The organism is Aeromonas taiwanensis (genome assembly GCF_000820165.1).
Taxonomy (GTDB): Bacteria; Pseudomonadota; Gammaproteobacteria; order Enterobacterales; family Aeromonadaceae; genus Aeromonas; species Aeromonas taiwanensis.
This window is the reverse complement of sequence record NZ_CDDD01000040.1, coordinates 1-21470: the sequence shown is the minus strand read 5'-3', so window position 1 is coordinate 21470 and position 21470 is coordinate 1. Positions and strand designations below refer to the sequence as shown.

The following is a 21470-nucleotide window of genomic DNA, read 5'->3' as shown; positions in this document are numbered from 1 at the left end:
CGTCAGTTGTGTATAAGAGACCGCGGTATCGCCAGCCTCGCCAGCAAGGGCTCCCCTTGCGCCATCCGCCCCCAGCCCCTCGTCGGGCCAGGCAAGGAGAACTCGGCGATAAAGGCACTGGCCCCTAACGCCTCGAAAGAGGGTTGATGCACTGCTGTCACGCTCTGCACCGGTTGATGGGGCGCCATGCCATAGGCCATCTCGTCGATGCGTTTGAGCCTGGCCAGGTAGGCCTTGGAGAGCTGTGCCTCCCCTTCGAACAGATCGAAGGGGGGCACCAGACGGGCGGGAAACAGGATCTGCCAGTGGCCGTTCTTCTTCTTCGTCGCCAGCGGCGGGAACTGATTGCCCCGCCAGGCGGCGAAGATGGGCGGCACGGCGCGGTGCAGCGGATAGAACTCCGGATTGAGCTGCACCCAGGTTTGCTCCGCAATGGGCTGATAACCGCTGATGTTGACCAGCGCCACTCCCAACCAGATCCCCAGCATATGACGGCCTCCCTTGCCCGTTAATCCGTTCTGTTCTTATTACTATCCAATAAAACAGATAGATAGCAGCTTAGCACTGGGCGATGGCGCTCTGCACCCGTTTATCCGAGATGGGGTAAGGCGTCCCGAGCTGCTGGGCAAAGAAGGATACTCTCAGCTCCTCGATCATCCAGCGGATATTGGCCACCTCGGGGGGGATCGGCTGGGATTTGGGGATCTTGGCCAGCAGCGCCTTGTATTCAGACTCCACACTCTGCACCTTGAGCATGTGGACCCTGTCCCGGTTCGGGTCGATGGCGAGCTTCTCCAGGCGCCGCTCGATGGCGCGCAGGTAGCGCAAGAGATCCGGCAGTCGCTGCCAGCCGGTCTCGGTCACGAAGCCCTTGTGGATCAGCTTGTCCAGTTGCAGCTGGATGTCCGACATGGCGAAGGCGGTGTCGAGCTGCATCTTGCCCTTGAGCCGCTTCTTGATATCAAAGGAGAGGGTCAGCACGGCTTCCACCTGGCTTGCCACTTCCACCACGGCGTCGTTGAGCTCGGCGCGGACATACTCCTTGAGGGCCTCGAAGCCGGCTTCATCCCAGGCGAGCCCACCATGCTGCTCGATGAGCTTGTCACAGCCGCAGGCGATGCAGTCGTCAATCAGCTCGGCCACCTTGCCAAAGGGGTTGAAGTAGAGACCCAGCTTGGCCTTGTTGGGCAGCTTCTCCTGCAGGTACTTGATGGGGGATGGCACCCCAAGCAGCACCAGCCGGCGCTGACCCGCCCACATCAGCTGCTGCTGGGCCACCGGACTCTCCACCAGCTGGATGGCGACCGAATCCTTCTGATCCACCAGGGCCGGATAGGCCTTCACCTCGAATCCGCCGCGCTTCTGGCTGTACTCCTTCGGCAGCTCGCCAAAGCTCCAGAGGGTGAGGCCGGACTGCTCGATATCATCGTCCGCCACTTGTGACAGGGTCTCCTGCACCTTGCCGCGCAGGGACTCTTTCAATGCCTCCAGATCTTTGCCTTCCGCCACCTTCTTCTGCTTGTCGTCCACCACCCGGAAGGTGAGTTTCAGGTGATCGGGCACCGCGGTCCAATCCCAGGATTCGCGGGGGACGGTCACGCCGGTCATGCGGCGCAGCTGGCGCTCCATCTCGTCCAGCAGCGGCCCCTGTTCGGGGTTGATGCTGGCAAGCAGGGCATCGGCATAGTTGGGGGCCGGCACGAAGTTCTTGCGCATCGGCTTTGGCATCGACTTGATGAGGGCCACCAGCAGTTCATGACGCAGCCCCGGGATCAGCCACTCGAATCCTTTCACCTCCACCTGGTTGAGCAGCGGCAGCGGGATATGCAGGGTCACGCCATCGGCGGCCTCCCCCGGTTCGAACTGGTAGGTCAGTTTCAGCTTGAGGCGCCCCTGCTGCCAGAAGTTGGGGTAGTCGAGATCGCTGATGTGGGCCGCATCTCCCTTCATCAGCATCTCTTTTTCGAAGTTGAGCAGCTCGGAGTCCTGCTTTTGCGCCTCCTTCCACCACTTGTCGAAGTGACGGGCGGAGATGATTTCTTCCGGCAAACGGGCATCGTAGAAGCGGAACAGATCCTCGTCATCCACCAGGATGTCGCGCCGACGGGATTTGTGCTCCAGCGCCTCCACCTCCGCCAGCAGCTTGCGGTTGTCGCTGAAGAAGCGGTGGCGAGTCTCGAAATCCCCCTCCACCAGGGCGCGGCGGATAAACAGCTCGCGGCACAGGGCCGGATCGATGCGGCTGAAGTTGATGGTGCGCTCGGCAACCAGGGTCAAGCCATAGAGGGTCACCTTCTCCTTGGCCATGACGGCGCCGTTTTTCTTCGACCAGTGGGGGTCGCTGTGGTGCAGCTTGATGAGGTGGCCCGCCAGCGGCTCCACCCACTCGGGTTCAATCCTGGCGTTGATGCGGGCGTAGAGGCGGGAGGTCTCCACCAATTCGGCGGCCATCACCCACTTGGGCGGCTTCTTGAACAAGCCCGAGGCCGGGAACAGGTGGAAACGGCCGTTGCGGGCCCCGAGAAACTCCGGCTTTTCCAGATCCTTGTTGCCGATATGGCTGAGCAGCCCGGTCAGCAGGGCACAATGCACCGTCTTGAAATCCGCCGGCTCTGCATTGGCCTTGAAGCCGAGTTCTTTCACCGTCTGGCGCAGCTGGAAGTGGATGTCCTGCCACTCACGCACCCGCAGATAGGAGAGAAACTCCTTCTGGCACATGCGACGGAACGGGTTGCTGCCGAGCTGGTCTTGTTGCTCTTTCAGGTAGTTCCACAGATTGACGAAGGCGAGGAAGTCGGAATCCTTGTCTTCAAAGCGTCTGTGCTGCTCGTCGGCGGCCTGCTTTTTCTCCATGGGCCGCTCGCGGGGGTCCTGAATGCTGAGGGCGGCGGTGATCACCATCACCTCGCTCAGGCAGCCCGTTTGCGCCGCACTGATCACCATCTTCGCCAGGCGGGGATCAAGGGGGATGCGCGAGAGCTGGCGACCGGTGTCGGTCAGCTGCAGCTTGGCTTCGCGATCACCCGTGGCGGGCAGCTCGCGCACCGCCTCCAGTTCTTTCAGGAGAGTCAAACCGTCCTTGATATGGCGCGACTCCGGCGGCTCGACGAAGGGGAAGGCCTCCATGTTGCCAAGGCCGAGCGCCAGCATCTGCAGGATGACGGACGCCAGGTTGGTGCGCAGGATCTCGGGATCGGTAAAAGCCGGACGGCTATTGAAATCCTCCTCCGAGTAAAGGCGGATACAGATGCCGTCCGCTACCCGACCACAACGCCCCTTACGCTGGTTGGCGCTGGCCTGGGAGACCGGCTCGATGGGCAGGCGTTGCACCTTGGTGCGCCAGGAGTAACGGCTGATGCGGGCGGTCCCCGGATCGATGACGTAACGAATGCCAGGCACCGTCAGCGAGGTCTCCGCCACGTTGGTGGCGAGCACGATGCGCCGCCCGGCGTGGGGCTGGAACACCTTGTTCTGCTCGGCGTTGGAGAGACGGGCATAGAGCGGCAGCACCTCGGTGTCACGCAGGTTGAGCTTGCGCAGGGCATCGGCTGTATCGCGGATCTCCCGCTCGCCATTCATGAAGATAAGGATGTCTCCTAAACCTTCTCTAGCCAGCTCTTCCACCGCATCGAAGATCCCCTGCAGCTCGTCCCGCTCCTCCAGCCCTTCACTTTTATCACTGCTTTTTTTATCAACAAACAGTGGGCGGTAGCGTACCTCCACCGGGTAGGTGCGCCCTGAGACCTCAATCACCGGCGCCTTGTTGAAGTGGCGGGAGAAACGCTGCGGGTCGATGGTGGCCGAGGTGATGATCACCTTGAGATCGGGGCGCCTTGGCAGCAACTGCTTCAAGTAGCCCAGGATGAAGTCGATGTTGAGGCTGCGCTCGTGGGCCTCGTCGATGATGATGGTGTCGTACTGGGTCAGCATCCGGTCGTTCTGGATCTCCGCCAGCAGGATACCGTCGGTCATCAGCTTGATATGGGTCTGCTCGCTCACCTGATCGGTAAAGCGCACCTTGTAACCCACGTAGTGACCGAGCTCGGACTCCATCTCTTCTGCAATGCGGGCCGCCACGGTGCGGGCCGCGAGACGCCGCGGCTGGGTGTGGCCGATGAAGCCCTTCACCCCGCGCCCCAGCGCAAGGCAGATCTTGGGGATCTGGGTGGTCTTGCCCGAGCCGGTTTCCCCGGCGATGATCACCACCTGGTGCTCTTCAATGGCTTTGGCGATCTCCGCCTGCTTCTGGCTGACCGGCAGATTGTCCGGATAGGTGACTCTGGGCACGCCCGCCAGACGGGCCTGGTAGCGAGCCTCGGCCGCATCCAGATCGGCGGCGATGGTCTCGAGCACCGCACCCTGCTTGCCCTCGGGCAGCTTCTTGACCCCGTGCAGACGGCTGGAGAGACGACGGGCGTCGAGGTTCATGCAGGCAGATAGACGGCGGCGCAGCGCCTCGATAGAGAGAGACAAGGTACGAATTCCTTAAAAAGAGTGCCCATCAAGGGCCATATCGATAGCTGGGGGAGATCCTAAAGAGCGAGGCTGGGCGGTGCAAGCCTTAAAGCGGCGAGTGAGGCGTAACGGGTAGCGAGCCTGAATACCGGCCATAAAAAGAGCAGGCACCTGCCTGCTCCTTGCATACAACCGGTGTCAGCCGTTGGCTTGGTGCACGAAGCAGGTGCCAAGCTGGGCGTGAATGGCCTGCATCACGTTGTGGCGGCTGATCACCCCGAGCAGACGCCCCTCCTCCACCACCGGATAGATCTTGGGTTTTTGGCCCATCATCATCTCGGCCAGATCCAGGATGCTGGTGTCGGGGCCCACCGCCAGCACCTCCTTGCGCATCACATCCCTGACCTGGGCCACCTGTTCACAGTGATAGGCCTCTTTCAGCATGACGGCGATGCAATCCTGCTCGGATACCCAGCCAATCAGATGCCCCTGACTGTCCACCACGGGACCGCCCAGCTGATGGCTGTTGAGAAATTTGGTGACTGCACTTTGCACCATCATGTCCGCGCTGAACGTGATGGGTTTGGTCTGCATGTAGTCCCTTGCTTTGAGTGATTCCATGACGCTTCCCCCAACAGGCCTCCCACGAGGGAGGCAAGAGCCGGACACTATGCCTGGCTCCCTCCAAGCATAGCTCGCAGCCGTCAGGAAATGGATTGCAGCAGGAGCAGCAGCTCGTTCTGGCTGTGACAATCGGTCTTCTTGAACACCCCCTTGAGGGTGGAGCGCACGGTTTCCACCTTGACCCCGCGCAGTTCGGCGATGTCGTTGCTGCTGTAGCCCTTGCTCATCAGCACCAGCAGCTCCTTCTCACCGATGGTGAGGGGATACAGGCTGGCCAGCGCCTCGATATCGGGGTTGAAGGAGTGCTCGGGATCCCGCAGCACCACCTCCACATAGCGCTCGAACCGGCTCAGACCGCTCATCAGGGAACACTGGATCAGCAGCGGCCTGAGATTGGCCTGACGGGGAATGGACATATAGGCGCTTGCTCCCGGCAACAAATAGGCAAAACCACTCAGGATCTCCTTGAGCTGGCGTTGCTGCTCTTTATTTTGCAAAGAGAAAATGCCATTGATGGCGCGCAGCTCCACATTTTCATCGGCGATGCGATTGAATGCCACATTGGAATAATGGATATGTCCCTTGTCATCTATGATGGCGCTGGGCTTATTATGGTTTTTCACCAGCTGCTGCAGCTGGTAGTTCTGGGTTTCCAGGGCCAGCAGATTCCAATAATGGTGGCTCCAGGCGGCGAGACCAGAATAGATTTCGGAGAGGGACGTGAGTTCCCGGCTGCTGAAATCCTCCTGCGCCGCACCGCGGTAGCTGCACAGACTGCTAAGCCCCCGACCCTTGACCTGACAGACCCCCCCCGCCGCAAACTGGGCGCCGAAACTGGCCAGCAGCCCCACCGAGTTCGAGAGGGTGTTGGCACTGACGATCCCCTGGCAGCCCTTGTCCAGATAATGATTGAACCACACATCCTGGCGATGGTGTTGCACATAGAACTGCTGCTGGGCCTCGGTCAGACCGCTGGAAAAAAGCTTTATTCCGTCGCTCTTGTCATCGTCCCGCAATAAAAACAGGGACGAACTGCAGGACACATCCGCACGAAATTGGTCCACGACCAGCTTAATGTCAGAATCATTAATACCGCACTCATATAACTGGCTGATATAGGGCGATATCCTTTCTTTCTCTAATGCCTTCACACCCGAACTCCTAATTCTTATTTTTATTGAAGGGGCATCTTACTCTGCAATGAGAAACTCGAAAAGTAGTCAAATGAATAAAGCCTTTATGACCAATTGATTAATGGTTATGAATAACGTCCATTCATGAAAAGAGTGAAAAAAGACATGTCATGGCTCAGGTTTTCCCTGGAACCGGTCGCTTTAGGGCTCTTTACTTGTGATACCCGCCAGCTCCCGCACATGCTGTCACGCACTTGAATGCGTGATTGATAAGTCTGCCACCTGCTTACACGCTGCCGACATCCCCCCTCCTCCTTACCCTGGATTCATATGAATTAAATGTTTCCGCCATGTTTGGTTTTTGTTTCTTTCCTATTTCCATTCCCGATGGCACTCGCTATTGTATATACAAATTCAGCCATCAACGGAGTTGAACCATGTGGACCACAAGGAGAGGAAATGGAACCTGAACGCGTACTCACGGCACCGGCAGGTGCCGGGGCCGGCCTCAAGCTGCTGCTGACCAGTCTGCTCGGCATCGCCATCTTTTTCGTGCCCTTCGAACTGGGGGGCCGCAGCACCATACTGGTGGATCACCTGGCCGGCGCCCTGATAGCGCAGCGCCCTGTTGCCCTTGGCATCATTCTGCTGATCATCGCCTACGGCGCCATCACCCCCCTGCTGGATGGCCGCTGGCGCGCCCGCCCCATCGATCGTGTGCTGAGCCTGTTCAAGGTGCTCGGCCTGGTACTGGCCATCATGTACGTGGCAAACATCGGGCCCGCCTGGCTGATGACGCCGGACAGGCTGCCCTTCCTGTTCGACAAGCTCGCCATGTCGGTGGGCCTCATCGTGCCCATCGGGGCCATGGCGCTGACCTTCCTGCTCGGCTTTGGCCTGCTTGAGCTCATCGGCGTGCTGATGCAGCCCGTGATGCGCCCCCTGTGGCGCACGCCCGGCCACTCTGCCATCGATGCGGTCGCCTCCTTCGTGGGTAGCTACTCGGTGGGTCTGCTCATTACCAACCGTGTCTTCCTGGCGGGCAAGTACACGGTGCGGGAAGCCGTCATCATCGCCACCGGTTTCTCCACCGTCTCCGCCGCCTTCATGATCATCGTGGCCAAGACCCTCAACCTGATGGGTCACTGGAACTTCTACTTCTGGTCCACCCTGGTGATCACTTTCGTCATCACTGCCATCCTGGCCCGCATTCCCCCCATCAGCACCATGAACGATGAGGGGGAAACCGACGAGCCGCTACCTATCGGCCAGAGTCGCTTGCAAGCCGCCCTCGCCTGCGGTCTGGCCCAGTCCAGCCAGGCGGATCCCGTGCTCAAACAGCTGAGGGACAACCTCAAAGACGGGCTGCAGATGGCCGCCGCCGTGGTGCCCACCATACTGTCGGTCGGCCTGCTGGGCCTGCTGCTGGCGCAGCACACCCCGCTGTTCGATCTGCTGGGCTGGCTGCTGTGGCCCCTGACCTGGCTGCTGGCCCTCGGTGAACCGCTGGAGACGGCGCGAGCCCTCTCGGCCGGGCTGGCGGAGATGTTCCTGCCCGCCATCCTGCTCAAGGATGCGGACTTGCTGGTGCGCTATGTGACCGCCGTGGTCTCGGTGAGCTCTGTGCTCTTCTTCTCCGCCTCCATCCCCTGCATCCTGGCAACCCGGATCCCGGTGAGCGTGGGGCAGCTGGTGGTTATTTGGCTGCTGCGCACCCTGCTTGGCATCTTCCTCGCCGCCCTGTGCGGACGGCTCGCCCTGGCCATCGGCTGGCTCGGCTAAGCGACACGCCCCAAAACAACAAAGCGCCATCAGGCGCTTTGTTGTTAACGGGCAAGTTAAGCATTCACTCGAGCCATTTTCGCAACGCGATCGTGGCGAGATCCACAAAGGCACGTAATCTTGGCGGCATGAAACGCTGCCTTGGATAGACGATATGGATAGGATCGGCCTTCCCCTGCCATTGGGGAAGAACAGCCACCAGTCTCCCCTCATCGCAAGCCTGGCGGCACAGATATGACGGCAAGAGTGCCACCCCCTCACCAGCCAGCACCATGGTCATGATCAAACCGACATCGTTGATCAGCGTCTGCCGTGACAAAGGAACGGTCACGCTGTTGGCGGCCTCGTCCTGAAGATCCCAGGACTCTTTGCCCAGGGAGGTGAACTGCAGGCAGGCATGATGTCGCAGCGCCTGAGGTGCCTCTATCGCCGCCGCACTGGCAAGATAATCAGGGCTCGCGAACAGTGCCCAACGTGCAACGCCCACCTGCCTGGCGATCAGCGTCGAGTCCTTGAGAGGGCCGGTGCGGATGGCGACATCGACGCCTTCCGCGACCAGATCCACGTAGCGGTTCATCAGCACCAGTTCCACGTCGACCTTTGGCCACCGGCTGCGCATCTGCCCCAGGAGTGACGACAGGATCTGATCGCCGATATCAACGGGGGCCGTGATCCGCAGCAATCCGCAGGGCTCCTCCCGCGACTCGCTCATGGCAGCCTCGGCATCGAACACATGCACCAACCCGGCCGACGCGTGCTCGAAATAGATCTGTCCGGCCTCGGTCAGATGCAGACGACGGGTCGTCCGTTGCAAGAGCGTGACGCCCAGGCGCGCCTCCAGCATGGCCACCCGATGGCTGACCGTTGAGGTCGGCAACCCCAGCAGACGTGCTGCGGCACTGAAGCTGCCGGCCTGCACGACCTTGACGAATACAACGACCTGATTGAAGTCCATCTTCCAACTCAATAGAAAGTGTTTTCTGATTTAACCATCTAGTTGGACAGATGACCACTTCCTACACTGGTGTCATCGCTTCAACGGAGACACCGAGATGAAAGAACTGGCATTTATCAAGCGCAGCAATGGACAGCACTGGGTGGGTGACGGCTTCCCTGTGAGGAACATCTTCTCCTACCACGACATCGCCGAAGAGATCTCCCCCTTCCTGATGATGGACTACGCGGGCCCGGCCACGTTTCCGGCCACGTCTCATCGGCTCGGGGTCGGCCAGCATCCTCACCGCGGGTTCGAAACGGTGACCATCGTCTATGACGGCGGCGTCTCTCACAGAGACTCCTCGGGGGGTGGCGGCACCATAGGACCGGGGGACGTACAGTGGATGACGGCCGCATCCGGCCTCATCCACGAGGAGTACCACAGCCCGGACTTTGCCAGGACTGGCGGCACCTTCGAGATGGTGCAGCTGTGGGTGAACCTGCCCGCCCGTGACAAGATGGCGCCCCCCGGCTACCAGGGCATCACCGCAGGTGAGATCCCTCGGGTAGCTTTGCCGCATGGTGCTGGCGAAGCGCGCATCATCGCCGGGCGCTTCGGCGAGGCCGCTGGCCCTGCCCGCACCTTCACCCCGATGAACGTCTGGGACCTGCGCCTGCACGCCCATCACAGGGTCACAATCTCCTTGCCGCAGGGGCATACCACCGCCCTGTTCGTGCTCAAAGGGGCCATCCGTCTTGGCGATCGTCACCCGGTTCGCTCCGCCGAACTGGCGGTCATGGAACGCCGCGGCACGGAACTCGTGATGGAGGTCGAGGAGGAGACGACGCTGTTGCTGCTCAATGGCGCCCCCCTCAATGAACCCATCGTCGGTCACGGTCCCTTCGTCATGAATACCCAGGAAGAGATCGTGCAAGCCATCAATGATTACAACAGCGGCCGTTTCGGCCAGATCGGGCGCTGAACCCCGAGTCCGGCAACAGGGGCACAGTGATCAGCCCTGTCCATGCCGGCGGTGCCAGACCCGGCACAGCCAAGATGACACGGACACCACACTGGCCCCTGTGCTGGCTGTCCTGCCCCTCGATAACGCGGCGGAAACGATCGAACGGCCAAGCATAGAGTGTACTGCAACCACCGTAAATGACCTGACCAACAAACCTGGAGAAAAGTCATGAACAAGCCCTACGTCAAACTCGACAAGCACAACGCTGCCGTGCTGCTGGTGGATCACCAGGCCGGCCTCTCCTCCCTGGTGCGCGACATCGAACCGGACAAGTTTCGCAACAATGTCCTGGCGCTGGCCGCGACGGCCAAGTATTTCCAGCTGCCCACCATACTGACCACCAGTTTCGAAAACGGGCCCAACGGCCCATTGATGACGGAACTCAAAGAGACCTTCCCGGATGCCCCTTACATTGCCCGCCCCGGGCAGATCAATGCCTGGGACAACGAGGAGTTCGTCAAGGCGGTCAAGGCCACCGGCAAGAAACAGCTGATCATCGCCGGCATCGTCACCGAGGTGTGCGTCGCCTTCCCGGCCCTGTCCGCACTCGAGGAGGGGTACGAGGTGTTTGTCATCACCGATGCTTCGGGGACGTTCAACGAGATCACCCGTCACTCGGCCTGGGATCGCATGTCATCCGCCGGCGCGCAGCTGATGACCTGGTTTGGCGCCGCCTGTGAACTGCACCGGGACTGGCGCAACGATGTGGAGGGGCTGGGTACTCTATTCGCCAACCACATCCCCGACTATCGCAACCTGATCAACAGCTACACCACTGTCCAGAGCAGCAAGTAGCCTGACACCGGCCCCGGGTAACCGGGGCCCTTGTTGGGCCACGGCTCGGTTACTCCCCTACTCCCGAGGCGTCTGCAAGAGAAGATTTCCCCCACCAGGTGTGCATGGGCGGGGCAGGAGTATGTATACGGTCCCCCCTCGACCAGGTGGGTCAGGCACTCCTCAAACCAGCGCGCAAGAGAGTGAAGCATGCCCGCGGGGTGCAAGAAGGCACAGGACAAGTCAGCAGGGGCAACGGTACGGCGAAGCACGCTCGGGAAGGGACGTTTGCCGTGCAGAGGCGAGCTCGGTCACAGCCCGGGCAGGATGGGGTAAAAACAAAACGCAGCGGGGACGGGGCAAACCGTATCCGCTGCGTCATGACGAGGCTCGACTACCCCTGATGCGGGGCGGCGTACCTCTCTATCCGACAGAGCCACGAGGCATAGCCTCTTGACTCAACAGTAATGAGATCCTCAGAACGGCATCTTGAAGCCCGGGGGCAGTTGCATGCCGCCGGTCAGCTCGCCCATCTTGGCCTTGTTCTGCTCTTCCACCCGGCGCACGGCATCGTTGACGGCGGCGGCGACCAGATCTTCCAGCATCTCCTTGTCATCTTCCATCAGGCTGGGATCGATCTCGATACGACGCACGCTGTGGCTGCCCGCCATGGTCACCTTGACCATGCCGGCGCCGGCTTCGCCGACCACTTCCATCTGGGCCAGCTGTTCTTGCATCTTCTGCATGCGCTCTTGCATCTGTTGGGCCTGTTTCATCAGGTTACCCATTCCACCTTTACCAAACATAGATCGTCTCTCGTCTTGAAATCCGGCATCCAGCGCCGGGCTGTGGGTTCATCTGCCCTAAGTGGGGGCAGCCAAAGATCTTTTCAACCGGGGGGCTGCCCCCGGCACGGTTTTTTCATCGCCGCTCAGCGGCTCAGGGGCTCGATGCTCTCGGGATGGAGCACGGCGCCGAAGCGCTGCTGCAAGAATTGTACGTTGGGATCGGCCGCCAGATCCCGGCTCACCTGCTCGCGCACCCCGAGATAGAGGCGGTGCTCTATCTCGAGCGGCGTCTCCCGCTCGGGATCCGTGCCAAGAGTCACCTCGATATGCACGGCCCCACCCAGTTCGGGGCCGATGATCTCGGCCAGATCGGCGCGGGCCTTGTCACTCACCAGATGGCGCTGCTCAGGTTTGAGCAGGAGCGACACCCGATCCCCCTCGCGGGTCATCACGGCGTTAATGGCGAGCTGACGCAGCCGGCCGCCCACCCCGGTACGGGCGATGAGTTCGGCCCAGGGGTCGCCGCAGTTGACCAGCAGGGAAGAGGGGATCAGGCGGGCGACCTCCCCCTCCTCCTCGGGTTGCTCGTCACTCTCCAGCGCATCCCAGTCGATGGTCTCCATCACAGGGGCAGGCTGCGGCTCGGGTTCGCCCGGCAGCTCGGGGCCTCTCGGCAACTCGGGTACCACGGGCCGCGGCGCCGGCACCACCCGCTGAGCCGGTGCGCCGTCCAGATCCCAGGGTGGCAGATCATCTCCCTGGGGAGACGTCGCCGCGGGCCGCATCGAGGCTGGCGTCACTGCCGGTGCACTCGGCTCGCCAAAGCCCTGGGCAAGGTACTCTTCATAGTCGTTGCCCCCCTCGTCATAGGCATCGAGAGGGGGAAGATCGTCATAACCTCCCAAAGGCGCTGGTTGAGCTGCTGAGGCCGGCGTCACCTGGGGCGCCGGTGGCACCTCGGCCTGGCGCTGGGGAGCCGGCTTGACCGGTGCCACCCGTGAAGGGGTCGAGGGTGCCGTCGCGGCCTCGCCTCGCAGCCGGCTGCGCAGCAGATTGCGCTTGCCGAGCAGGCTCTGCATGCTGGAGATCCCCTGGGGCTCGGCAGACTCGACCGGTGCGGCGGTCTCGGGCACTGCCTGTGCTGCGGGGATTTCCTCGGGACGCTCTGCCTGGGGCTGCGGGGCTGCGCTGACCGGCTCGCGGGTGGCGGCCCCATAGCCCATGCCCGCCGCCTCCTGCAGCAGCTCTTCCTGCTCGGCAAACAGGCGTGCGCTCTCCTCGTCGGCGTCGACAATAGCGGGCTCCGCTTCGGCCGTTTCCATGGCGGGCGCTGGCGCAGAGGCAACGTCGGCCTGTGGCGTCGGCATCACGACCTCGGCTGGCGGCAGGCTCCCCCCGTGCGGGGCTGGCTCAGCCCCTTGAGGCTTTCCCGGCAGGGTCGATACGGCCTCCCTCCCCGCCGCTGAGGGGACTTGCCCGGCCATGGCTGGCGGCAAGGCCGTCAGGTTGGCAGGGTGCATCACCTCACGGCGCGGCGAGAAGGCGAGCATCCGCAGGCAGGTCATCTCCAGCGCGGTGCGTCCATCAGGGGCCCAGGGCAGATCCTTGCGCCCCCCCAGCACGATTTGATAGCAGAGCTGCACCTCTTCCGGGCTCATGGCCCGGGCCAGTTGCAGCAGGGCATCGGCATCCGCCCCCTGCTCCTGCACGCTGGCCGGCAGCAGCTGCGCCATGGCAACCCGGTGAAGCAGGGCTTCCAGCTCGGCGTGGAGCTGGTCGAAATCCGGCCCCAGGGTGGCAATCTCGGTGATCTTGGCCATGGTAGCCGGGGCATCCTGGCGCAGGATGGCCTCCAGCAGCTGGTGCAGGTGGTGATGATCGAGGGTGCCCAGCATGGTGAGCACGCTGTCCAGCCGCACGCTGCCGTTGCCGTGGGCCAGGGCCTGATCCGTCAGGCTCAGGGCATCGCGCATGCTGCCGTCGGCCGCCTTGGCCAGAGCCAGCAGGGCGCGTGGCTCGAAGGGTTGACCCTCCTGGTCCAGCACCCATTCGAGCTGCCTGGCGATCTGGGTCTGATCCAGACTCTTGAGATGAAACTGCAGGCAGCGCGAGAGAATGGTGATAGGCAGTTTCTGGGGATCCGTGGTCGCCAGCAGAAACTTCACATAGGGGGGCGGCTCTTCCAGGGTCTTGAGCAGGGCGTTGAAGCTGTGGCGCGACAACATGTGCACTTCGTCGATGAGGTACACCTTGAAGCGGCCACGGGCCGGGCGGTACTGGACGTTGTCCAGCAGCTCGCGGGTATCTTCCACCTTGGTACGGGACGCCGCGTCGATCTCCAGCAAGTCGACGAAGTTGCCCTGATCGATCTCGCGACAGGTGTCGCACACGCCGCACGGGTGGCTGCTGATCCCCTGCTCGCAGTTGAGGCTCTTGGCCAGGATGCGGGCGATGGTGGTCTTGCCCACCCCGCGGGTCCCGCTCAGCAGATAGGCGTGATGAAGCCGACCCTGATCCAGGGCGTTGGTCAAGGCGGTCAGCACATGCTGCTGGCCTACCACTTGTTCAAACGTATGGGGGCGCCATTTACGCGCCAGAACCTGATAGCTCATAGATCTCGATGCTGGAAAACGAGGCATTGAGGCAGGATGCTAACACAAATGGGGGGCTGGCTGTATGGCCTATCGGCCGCCTTGGGAGGGATCGCTTGATTTTCAAACCGGTGCCCGTTCAGGCACCGGTTGTCGGCAGATGGCAGCGTGACGAAGCCTGCCTGTCACGCACCTTCGCGGCTCAGGCGCCCGCGAGTTCCACCAGAGAGACCACCTTGACGCCAGCGGCGGTCAGGCGGGCATCACCACCGAGGGACGGCAGGGAGATGATGAAGGCGGCATCCGCCACTTCCCCGCCTGCACGGCGGATCAACTTGACGGTGGCATCGACGGTACCGCCGGTGGCCAGCAGATCGTCCACGACCAGCACCTTGTCACCGGGCACGATGGCATCGGTGTGCAGCTGCAGGGTGTCAGTACCGTACTCGAGGGCATAGGACTCCTCGATGACGCTGCGGGGCAGCTTGCCCGGCTTGCGTACCGGCACGAACCCCAGCCCCATGGCGTAGGCGACCGGTGCGCCAAAGATGAAGCCGCGGGCCTCGGTGCCGACAATCTTGGTGATCCCTTGATCACGATAATGGTCGGCCAGCAGATCGATGGTGGCCTTGAAGGCCTCGGCGTTCTCGATCAGGCTGGTGATGTCGCGAAACAGGATGCCCGGCTTCGGATAGTCGGGGATGGTCTTGATGCTCGCTTCGATAAACTTCAGGGTATCCGGATTCATTATTTGACCGCTTATTTTTGCGCCCAGACGTGGCGGCTATTGCAATGCCCGCCAGCGGGCAATAAAAAGGCCCGTCATGCAAACAATGACAGGCCGACTCCATAGCATTATTGCCGCAATAGCTTAGGGATTTCACTTCTTCATTGCAACTGGCTCCAGCACCGGCACGCGCATCAACCAGGTGAGCAGGATCACCATTATGACAACGAGCAGCAGCCTCACCCAGGGCAGCGGCACGACCAGCAGCGACACCGAGAAGGAGAGCAGGATGAAGATGATGGCCCGACGTCTGGCATGGCGGCGAATGCCGCGATACAGCTGCCAGTCCTCAATGGGAGGCCCGAACCAGGGATGGGCCAGCAGCCAGCGGTGAAACCGGGGAGACGAGCGTGCAAAGAGTGCCGCCGCCAGCAGCATGAAGGGGGTGGTCGGCAACAGGGGCAGGACTATCCCGAGTATCCCGGTGGCGAAGGCGAGCCAGCCCAGGGCCATCAGACACCAGCGTTTCATGGGTACTCCTCTGAAATGTATCTCTGCCTTTAGCCTAACAGAGTTGGCCCAAAAGCTGACAGCCTGGCCCAGGCAACGGCAGTCGATTGGGCTTATCGAGTGGGCAGACGGCTGACAACACCCGCCATTGCCACTACAATCTGCGCTCTTTTTTCTCCCCTTGTCTTCGGAAGCAGCTATGCGCGTTATTTTGGCCCCCATGCAGGGGGTGCTGGATCACCTGATGCGGGAGGTGCTCACCTCCGTCAACGATTACGACCTCTGCGTCAGCGAATTCATCCGGGTGGTCGATCAGCTGCTGCCCGCCAAGGTCTTCCATCGCCTCTGCCCCGAGCTCAAGCAGGATGGCAAGACCCGTGCCGGCACCCCGGTGAGGGTGCAACTGCTGGGCCAGCATCCAGAGTGGCTGGCGGAAAACGCGGTGCGCGCCATCGAGCTCGGCTCTCCCGGGGTCGATCTCAACTTCGGCTGCCCCGCCCCCACGGTCAACAAGAGCAAGGGGGGCGCCGTGCTGCTCAAGGAGCCCGAGACCGTCTATCGCATCGTCAAGGCGGTGCGTGAGGCGGTACCCGCCCACTTGCCGGTGAGCGCCAAGATCCGCCTGGGGTACGATGACAAGGCGCTCTATCTGGACAATGCCCAGGCCGTCTATCAGGGGGGGGCCGACGAGCTGGCCGTCCATGCCCGCACCAAGCGGGAAGGCTACAAGGCACCTGCCCACTGGGAGTACGTGGACGCCATTCGCCGCGCCCTGCCCATCCCCGTCACCGCCAACGGCGAGATCTGGAACCATGCCGATGCCCTGACCTGCGCCCAGGTCTCCGGTTGCGATGCCCTCATGGTGGGCCGGGGTGCCATCTCCCTGCCCAACCTCGCCAACGTGATGAAAACGGGGTGTGCTCACATGAGCTGGGACGAGGTCTTGCAGCTGATGGTGACCTATACAGAGCAGGATCTGGCGAGCGACAAGGCCGACTACTATCCCAGTCGCATCAAGCAGTGGTTCTCCTACATAGTGAGGGAATATCCCCAGGCCGACGAGCTGTTTCGCCGCATCCGCACCATCAAGACCGCGGACGAGATCCGCGCCGCCCTCGAGCGCGAGTGCGCCGCCCGGGCCTAGTCTTGGCCGCCGCCACGCGGCGGCTTATGATATCGACACGGTGACAGGAGGTCAGGATGCAGGGCGTACCGGTCAAGTTTACCCATCAGCACGACAGAGCCGATTTTCGCGCCCTGCCGGGACAGCCGGCGATCGAGCTATACCGCGCCCACATCCAGCACCACACCTTCGACCCCCACAGCCACGAGGGATTTGGCCTAGGTGTCATCGAGTGTGGTGCCGAGCGCTTTCGCTATCGCGGCAGCCAGCTCCTGGCGGGCCCCGGCAGCCTGGTGCTGATGAACCCCGATGAGCTGCACACGGGCGAGGCCGCCTGCGAGCAGGGATGGCGCTACCGCATGCTCTATCTTCCCGCCGATCGACTCGAGGCCATCAGCGGCAAGCGCGGCTGGTATTTCGCCGAGGCAGTGCGCAGTGACCCCCAGGCCGCGCCCGTCCTGCAGGCGGCCCTCGACGCCCTCTGGCACTGCGACAGCGAGCTCGCCGCCGATGGCCTGCTGCTCAACGTGTGCGAGATCCTGCGCCCCCACGCCCGTACCCTGGCGGCCCCGCGCGAAGCGGCCCACCCCCTGGGCCTTGCCATCGACTATATGCAGGCCTGTTTCGCTCGCCCCATCACGTTGACCGAACTGGCCGGGGCGGTGAACCTCAGTCCCTACCACTTCCAGCGCAGCTTCAAGGCCCGCTTTCACGTCACTCCCCAGCAGATGCTGATGGCCATCCGCCTGCAGCGCGCCAAGGGGTGGCTGGCCGCCGGTCTGCCCGCCGCCGAGGTGGCCGCCGCCTGCGGCCTGGCCGATCAGTCCCACCTCAACCGCGCCTTCCTGCGTCGCTATGGCACTACCCCGGTGCGCTACCAGAAGCAGGTGCAGGCCGGCCGCTAAAGCGCAATCTGGTTCAATACGCCCCCTTCGCCGCCTGCTAGGCTGACCTCCTTCTTCTCCATTGGATACGTGATCATGTTGCTCGGAGTCTTGTTTGCCCTGCTGGCCGGCCTGATGTGGGGGCTCATCTTCGTCGCCCCCCTGCTGGTGGACGGCTATCCCCCCGCCCTGCTCGCCAGCGGCCGCTACCTCGCCTTCGGCCTTATCGTGCTGCCGCTCGCCTGGCGGGCCCGCAAACGCCTGGCGGCCCTCTCGCCCAGTGACTGGCGCGAGGCCCTCGCCCTCACTCTGGTGGGCAACCTCATCTACTACTTCTGCCTGTCGGGGGCCATCTTGCGCATCGGCTCGCCCCTGGCGGCCATGATCATCGGCACCCTGCCGGTGGTCACCGCCCTGGCCGCCAACCACCTCTATGGCGAGCGCGACGGGCGCCTCTCCCGTGCCCGCCTCTACCCGGCTCTGCTGCTGATGGGGGCCGGCCTCTATCTGGTCAACCGCGCCGAGCTGACCTGGCACGCCGAGGCGCGCACCGAGCAGCTGTTCGGGCTCGCCCAGGCGGTGGCCGCCGTGCTCTGCTGGACCTGGTATCCCCTGCGCAACGCCCGCTGGCTACGCGAGCACCCGGGCCGCAGCCCCGCCGTATGGGCTACCGCCCAGGGGCTGGTGACCCTCCCGGTGGCGCTCATCGCCTACCTCGGCAGCCTCGGTCACCTGGCCCTGAGCGCACCGGACTTTCCCCTGCCCTTCGGGCCGACGCCTTTGCGCTTCGTGCTGCTCATGGGAGCGGTGGGGCTCTTCTGCTCCTGGCTCGGCACCCTGTGCTGGAACGAGGCGAGCCAGCGCCTGCCGACCGTGCTGGTCGGGCCGCTCATCGTATTCGAGACTCTGGCGGGGCTGCTCTACGCCTTCATGCTGCGCGGGGCCATGCCCCCCATGAGTACCCTGATTGGCGTCGTCTGCCTGGTGGCGGGGGTGCTCTACGTGCTCGCCGGCAAGCCGCAACCGCAGCCGGAAAAACGCGCCAAAGCACGGTTAACTTGACTCATGTCATCTTGATAAACTGCTTCTTTCCCTATACTGGCCGGGTTTTATGACTCGTCTTTGGGGGCTGCAGTGTGTGAAGTGACGCAAGCCCGGTTGGCCGAATGGCATGAGCGCCTTCTGACCGACTGGGCGCAAACGAGAGAAGAGCTGATGGGTCAGCTCAAGGCCTGTCGACAAGACGACTGGGCACAGAAGGTGGAGAATTGCGAGCGGGATCAACTGGTGGATCTGACCAGTCGCCTCGATCTGCCCAAGGTGGCGCAAAGCGTGGCGCGCCTCAAGCGGCTCGACGCCGCGCTTTGCCAGATGGATCTCGGACTCTACGGGCTCTGCTCCGACTGCGAGGAACCGCTCGACATCGACCAGCTTGATCTGGATCCCACCCTGCAGCGCTGCCCGCGCTGTGAAGCCCGCTATCGCAAGGGATTTCACGCCCACGAACTCTGAGGGGGGATACCTCTCCCCTCGTTCATCCCCAGATTGCCCTCCTTGCCAAGGCCCTGCCCGGCAGCCCGCAGTGCAGGGAACAACCTCCTTTGCACAGTCCGGATCAGAGTGCGGCGGCTACCGTGAGCCGTGCGACCTTGACGGGCCTCCCGGGCCAGCGCTCCTATTCCGTCAGCGCATGTTTCTGCGCATAGGCATAGAGCCCCATGCGATTGCGCACCCCCAGCTTGGTGTAGATGGAGGTCAGGTGGTTGCGCAGGGTGTGCTCACTGATATTCAGGCGCGCGGCGATCTCCAGCGTGCTCGCATCCAGGCCCAGAGTGATGGCGACGATGGTCTGCCTCTCCTTGCGGGTCAGGCGTGCAATCTTTGCCTGCTCGGCATGACTGGCCCCCCTCTCCCGCGCAATGGTCATCAAAATGCGCTCGGTCGCGGCGCGATCCACCCAGTATTCTCCTCCATGCACCTTGCGGATGGCCTTGCACAGCACCTCGACCGACTCCCGCTTGCTGATGGCACCGCAGGCGCCGGCCAATACCGCTCTGTCCTGCAGATCCATGTCCTCCGTGGTGGCAATGGTCAGCACGCGCACCTGGGTGCCAGAGAGCAAGGAGGAGATCTGCTCCATGCCATTGTTGCCGTCCAGATCGAACAAAACGACATAGGTCTTGCCCGGCGCTATCCACTGCGCGGCCTCGGCGGGATCGGCCACACAGGCGATCACCTTCATCTCGCCGGGCATCGTATTGATCGCCCCGCACAACCCCCATGCGACTATCGGCAAGTCGCAGACCAAGATCACCTCGATGATGGCGTCCATACCCGGCTCTCCAAGCGCTGACAACGATGTGACAGGCATCCAGCCTGACAACAGTTTTCCCCCTCTTAAACTAGTCGAAATATCCTGGTTTTGTCCTAAGTCAAACAGCACTTTGTCCCGTATAAATCGGTCGGATTTTTCCATGTTTCGGCGCAAGCCCCTGACCTAGGCTATCTGCATGACAACGCCAACCCACACCAATGCTCGTCGACATGAGCGCGTCGCGGCGGTGCTGCCAATCCGGCTCTCGGGCCAGACGGGCTACACCCGGGACATCAGCATCGGTGGCTGCTACCTGCAACTCGAGGCCGCGGCCATGACTGACTGCGACGTCTGCTTCGAGCTCGACATGGGCATGACTCACGGCGTCATGACGATGCGCTGCTGCGGGCAGGTGGTGAGACGGGAGCAGGAGGGCTGTCTGACCGGGATAGCGGTCAAGATCAAGGAAATGCAACTGCTGGTGAAATAACCCCGATAGTTGCCAAGTGCGCGAACAGGTTGCCATGGAGGCAATCTGAAAATCTGAAGTTAAGGAGAGCAGAGATGGCAACCACGACAGACGGCGGAACCGTTACCTCATTTTCCAATACCACCCAAGCCAAGGACGACAGTTTCAGCACTGCACTCATCAATGGCATCAGTGGCAGCCTCATCACCGAAGATTTCGCCGGCATCGTCTATCTCGACGTCATGGCCAACGATCTCGGCGGCAATGCCAAGACACTCTGGTCACTGGACGACGGGATCAGCTCATCTACCTCCACCAAGCTCTATGCCCCCACAGATCTTCTTACCCAGGACACGGCCAGATACGAGTCGATCAGCACAGACACCAGCTATTTTGGCGCCAAAATCTGGATCACCTCGGAGGGCAAGGTGGGCTACGATGCCAGCACCCTGTCCGCCACGTTCAGGGAGGCCCTGCAGGCGCTCTCCCCCGGACAGACGCTGAGCGACAGCTTCACCTACTCAATCCGCCTCGGGAACGGTACCCTGAGCTGGGCCACGGCCAAGATCCAGTTTGCTGGTGTCAACGACGCCGCTGTCTTCACTGGCACCAACACTGTTACCCTCAGTGAGGGGGATACCCCGCAAAGCACAGGCGGCAAACTCAACGCCACCGACGTCGATAGCCTCGCCACCTTCATGCCACAAACCAACGTGGCCGGCAGCAACGGCTACGGCAAGTTCACCATCGCCGCGGATGGCACCTGGACCTACGTCATGGACAACGCCCACGACGAGTTTGTCGGAGGCCAGGACTACACCGACACCATCACCGTCGCCACCGCTGACGGCACCACCCAGGTGTTGACCGTGACCATCAACGGCAGCAACGATGCCGCGGTGATCACCGGCACGGCGACCGACAGCGTGCTCGAGGCCGGCGGGGTGGCCAACGGCACACCCGGCGACGCCAGCGCCAGCGGTGACCTGGATGCCACCGACGTGGACAGCTCGAACGCCTTTGTCGTGCAGAGCGCCGTCGCCAAAACCTATGGCACCTTCAGCATCGATGCCGCCGGGGTCTGGAGTTACACCCTGGATAACAGCAACACTGCGGTGCAGGCCCTCAACCCGGGCAGCACGCCGCTGCACGAGCTGGTCACGGTGGCCACGGCAGACGGCACCGAGCAGGTCATCGACATCACCATCAACGGCAGCAACGATGCCGCGGTGATCACCGGCACGGCGACCGACAGCGTGCTCGAGGCCGGCGGGGTGGCCAACGGCACACCCGGCGACGCCAGCGCCAGCGGTGACCTGGATGCCACCGACGCGG

18 protein-coding genes and 1 pseudogene are annotated in these 21470 nt (G+C 62.4%); 9 read left to right on the top strand and 10 right to left on the bottom strand.

Features of this window, described 5'->3' with window-relative positions; translation table 11 throughout:
- Positions 1 to 29 precede the first annotated feature (29 nt).
- The 4 genes and pseudogenes from BN1136_RS06920 to BN1136_RS06905 form a co-directional block, all read right to left on the bottom strand.
- A pseudogene (locus BN1136_RS06920) lies at positions 30 to 488 on the bottom strand (hypothetical protein); the annotation flags it as partial.
- A 70-nt stretch (positions 489 to 558) separates the two neighbouring features.
- Complete coding sequence (hrpA, locus tag BN1136_RS06915; RefSeq protein WP_043808255.1) at positions 559 to 4473, bottom strand: ATP-dependent RNA helicase HrpA; 3915 nt, start codon at positions 4471 to 4473, stop codon at positions 559 to 561.
- A gap of 180 nt (positions 4474 to 4653) precedes the next feature.
- Positions 4654 to 5076: a CBS domain-containing protein gene (locus BN1136_RS06910; RefSeq protein ID WP_043760572.1), complete on the bottom strand. Its 423-nt coding sequence runs from the start codon at positions 5074 to 5076 to the stop codon at positions 4654 to 4656.
- Between the two features lie 83 nt (positions 5077 to 5159).
- Entirely contained in the window at positions 5160 to 6230 is a 1071-nt protein-coding gene (locus BN1136_RS06905; protein ID WP_043760573.1) for a helix-turn-helix transcriptional regulator, read from the bottom strand.
- A gap of 441 nt (positions 6231 to 6671) precedes the next feature.
- Between BN1136_RS06905 and BN1136_RS06900 the strand changes: the two genes are divergently transcribed.
- Positions 6672 to 7994 (top strand): YjiH family protein, encoded by a 1323-nt coding sequence (locus tag BN1136_RS06900; RefSeq protein WP_043760575.1) that lies wholly within the window; start codon positions 6672 to 6674, stop codon positions 7992 to 7994.
- A gap of 64 nt (positions 7995 to 8058) precedes the next feature.
- Here BN1136_RS06900 and BN1136_RS06895 read toward each other — a convergent pair whose 3' ends face one another.
- Positions 8059 to 8949 (bottom strand): LysR family transcriptional regulator, encoded by an 891-nt coding sequence (locus tag BN1136_RS06895; protein ID WP_043760577.1) that lies wholly within the window; start codon positions 8947 to 8949, stop codon positions 8059 to 8061.
- A gap of 97 nt (positions 8950 to 9046) precedes the next feature.
- On the opposite strand from BN1136_RS06895, the gene BN1136_RS06890 reads away from it, so the two are divergent.
- Together BN1136_RS06890 and ycaC are read left to right on the top strand one after the other, a co-directional pair.
- Positions 9047 to 9913: a pirin family protein gene (locus BN1136_RS06890; RefSeq protein ID WP_043760579.1), complete on the top strand. Its 867-nt coding sequence runs from the start codon at positions 9047 to 9049 to the stop codon at positions 9911 to 9913.
- Positions 9914 to 10123: 210 nt separating this feature from the next.
- Complete coding sequence (ycaC, locus tag BN1136_RS06885) at positions 10124 to 10750, top strand: isochorismate family cysteine hydrolase YcaC (RefSeq protein WP_042077773.1); 627 nt, start codon at positions 10124 to 10126, stop codon at positions 10748 to 10750.
- 455 nt (positions 10751 to 11205) lie between these two features.
- On the opposite strand, the gene BN1136_RS06880 is transcribed toward ycaC, so the two are convergent.
- The 4 genes from BN1136_RS06880 to BN1136_RS06865 all read right to left on the bottom strand — a co-directional run bounded on the left by BN1136_RS06880 (position 11206) and on the right by BN1136_RS06865 (position 15366).
- Positions 11206 to 11535 (bottom strand): YbaB/EbfC family nucleoid-associated protein, encoded by a 330-nt coding sequence (locus tag BN1136_RS06880; protein ID WP_005301028.1) that lies wholly within the window; start codon positions 11533 to 11535, stop codon positions 11206 to 11208.
- A 125-nt stretch (positions 11536 to 11660) separates the two neighbouring features.
- The gene (gene dnaX, locus BN1136_RS06875) at positions 11661 to 14129 is read right to left on the bottom strand and encodes a DNA polymerase III subunit gamma/tau (RefSeq protein ID WP_043760587.1); all 2469 of its coding nucleotides are present in this window, start codon (positions 14127 to 14129) and stop codon (positions 11661 to 11663) included.
- 181 nt (positions 14130 to 14310) lie between these two features.
- Entirely contained in the window at positions 14311 to 14856 is a 546-nt protein-coding gene (gene apt, locus BN1136_RS06870) for an adenine phosphoribosyltransferase (RefSeq protein WP_043760588.1), read from the bottom strand.
- Positions 14857 to 14988: 132 nt separating this feature from the next.
- Positions 14989 to 15366 carry a YbaN family protein gene (locus tag BN1136_RS06865; protein ID WP_043760591.1) on the bottom strand — a complete coding sequence of 126 codons (378 nt, stop codon included), beginning with the start codon at positions 15364 to 15366 and terminating at the stop codon, positions 14989 to 14991.
- Positions 15367 to 15544: 178 nt separating this feature from the next.
- On the opposite strand from BN1136_RS06865, the gene dusC reads away from it, so the two are divergent.
- From dusC to BN1136_RS06845, 4 genes are all read left to right on the top strand, one after another.
- Positions 15545 to 16489 carry a tRNA dihydrouridine(16) synthase DusC gene (gene dusC, locus BN1136_RS06860; protein WP_043760593.1) on the top strand — a complete coding sequence of 315 codons (945 nt, stop codon included), beginning with the start codon at positions 15545 to 15547 and terminating at the stop codon, positions 16487 to 16489.
- A gap of 56 nt (positions 16490 to 16545) precedes the next feature.
- Positions 16546 to 17373: an AraC family transcriptional regulator gene (locus BN1136_RS06855; protein WP_043760594.1), complete on the top strand. Its 828-nt coding sequence runs from the start codon at positions 16546 to 16548 to the stop codon at positions 17371 to 17373.
- A gap of 75 nt (positions 17374 to 17448) precedes the next feature.
- Positions 17449 to 18414, top strand: coding sequence for a DMT family transporter (locus BN1136_RS06850; protein WP_043760597.1), 966 nt, complete (start codon positions 17449 to 17451; stop codon positions 18412 to 18414).
- Between the two features lie 81 nt (positions 18415 to 18495).
- A complete protein-coding gene (locus BN1136_RS06845; protein ID WP_043760602.1) occupies positions 18496 to 18864 on the top strand; it encodes a TraR/DksA family transcriptional regulator in 369 nt (122 codons plus the stop codon).
- A gap of 163 nt (positions 18865 to 19027) precedes the next feature.
- On the opposite strand, the gene BN1136_RS06840 is transcribed toward BN1136_RS06845, so the two are convergent.
- The gene (locus BN1136_RS06840; protein WP_043808254.1) at positions 19028 to 19684 is read right to left on the bottom strand and encodes a helix-turn-helix transcriptional regulator; all 657 of its coding nucleotides are present in this window, start codon (positions 19682 to 19684) and stop codon (positions 19028 to 19030) included.
- Between the two features lie 178 nt (positions 19685 to 19862).
- Here BN1136_RS06840 and BN1136_RS06835 point away from each other — a divergent pair, with 178 nt between their 5' ends.
- Positions 19863 to 20156 carry a PilZ domain-containing protein gene (locus BN1136_RS06835; RefSeq protein ID WP_082034979.1) on the top strand — a complete coding sequence of 98 codons (294 nt, stop codon included), beginning with the start codon at positions 19863 to 19865 and terminating at the stop codon, positions 20154 to 20156.
- Positions 20157 to 20230: 74 nt separating this feature from the next.
- Positions 20231 to 21470: VCBS domain-containing protein (locus BN1136_RS06830; RefSeq protein ID WP_043808251.1), on the top strand; the 1240-nt coding region annotated here is incomplete at its 3' end.

What these genes read in the sequence shown, in the direction of transcription:
- BN1136_RS06910 (WP_043760572.1), bottom strand. Translation starts at nt 5,076, where the DNA reads ATGGAATCACTCAAAGCAAGGGACTACATGCAGACCAAACCCATCACG.
- BN1136_RS06880 (WP_005301028.1), bottom strand. Translation starts at nt 11,535, where the DNA reads ATGTTTGGTAAAGGTGGAATGGGTAACCTGATGAAACAGGCCCAACAG.
- BN1136_RS06855 (WP_043760594.1), top strand. Translation starts at nt 16,546, where the DNA reads ATGCAGGGCGTACCGGTCAAGTTTACCCATCAGCACGACAGAGCCGAT.
- BN1136_RS06865 (WP_043760591.1), bottom strand. Translation starts at nt 15,366, where the DNA reads ATGAAACGCTGGTGTCTGATGGCCCTGGGCTGGCTCGCCTTCGCCACC.
- dnaX (WP_043760587.1), bottom strand. Translation starts at nt 14,129, where the DNA reads ATGAGCTATCAGGTTCTGGCGCGTAAATGGCGCCCCCATACGTTTGAA.
- BN1136_RS06900 (WP_043760575.1), top strand. Translation starts at nt 6,672, where the DNA reads ATGGAACCTGAACGCGTACTCACGGCACCGGCAGGTGCCGGGGCCGGC.
- BN1136_RS06890 (WP_043760579.1), top strand. Translation starts at nt 9,047, where the DNA reads ATGAAAGAACTGGCATTTATCAAGCGCAGCAATGGACAGCACTGGGTG.
- dusC (WP_043760593.1), top strand. Translation starts at nt 15,545, where the DNA reads ATGCGCGTTATTTTGGCCCCCATGCAGGGGGTGCTGGATCACCTGATG.
- BN1136_RS06850 (WP_043760597.1), top strand. Translation starts at nt 17,449, where the DNA reads ATGTTGCTCGGAGTCTTGTTTGCCCTGCTGGCCGGCCTGATGTGGGGG.
- apt (WP_043760588.1), bottom strand. Translation starts at nt 14,856, where the DNA reads ATGAATCCGGATACCCTGAAGTTTATCGAAGCGAGCATCAAGACCATC.
- ycaC (WP_042077773.1), top strand. Translation starts at nt 10,124, where the DNA reads ATGAACAAGCCCTACGTCAAACTCGACAAGCACAACGCTGCCGTGCTG.
- BN1136_RS06835 (WP_082034979.1), top strand. Translation starts at nt 19,863, where the DNA reads ATGACAACGCCAACCCACACCAATGCTCGTCGACATGAGCGCGTCGCG.
- BN1136_RS06895 (WP_043760577.1), bottom strand. Translation starts at nt 8,949, where the DNA reads ATGGACTTCAATCAGGTCGTTGTATTCGTCAAGGTCGTGCAGGCCGGC.
- BN1136_RS06840 (WP_043808254.1), bottom strand. Translation starts at nt 19,684, where the DNA reads ATGGACGCCATCATCGAGGTGATCTTGGTCTGCGACTTGCCGATAGTC.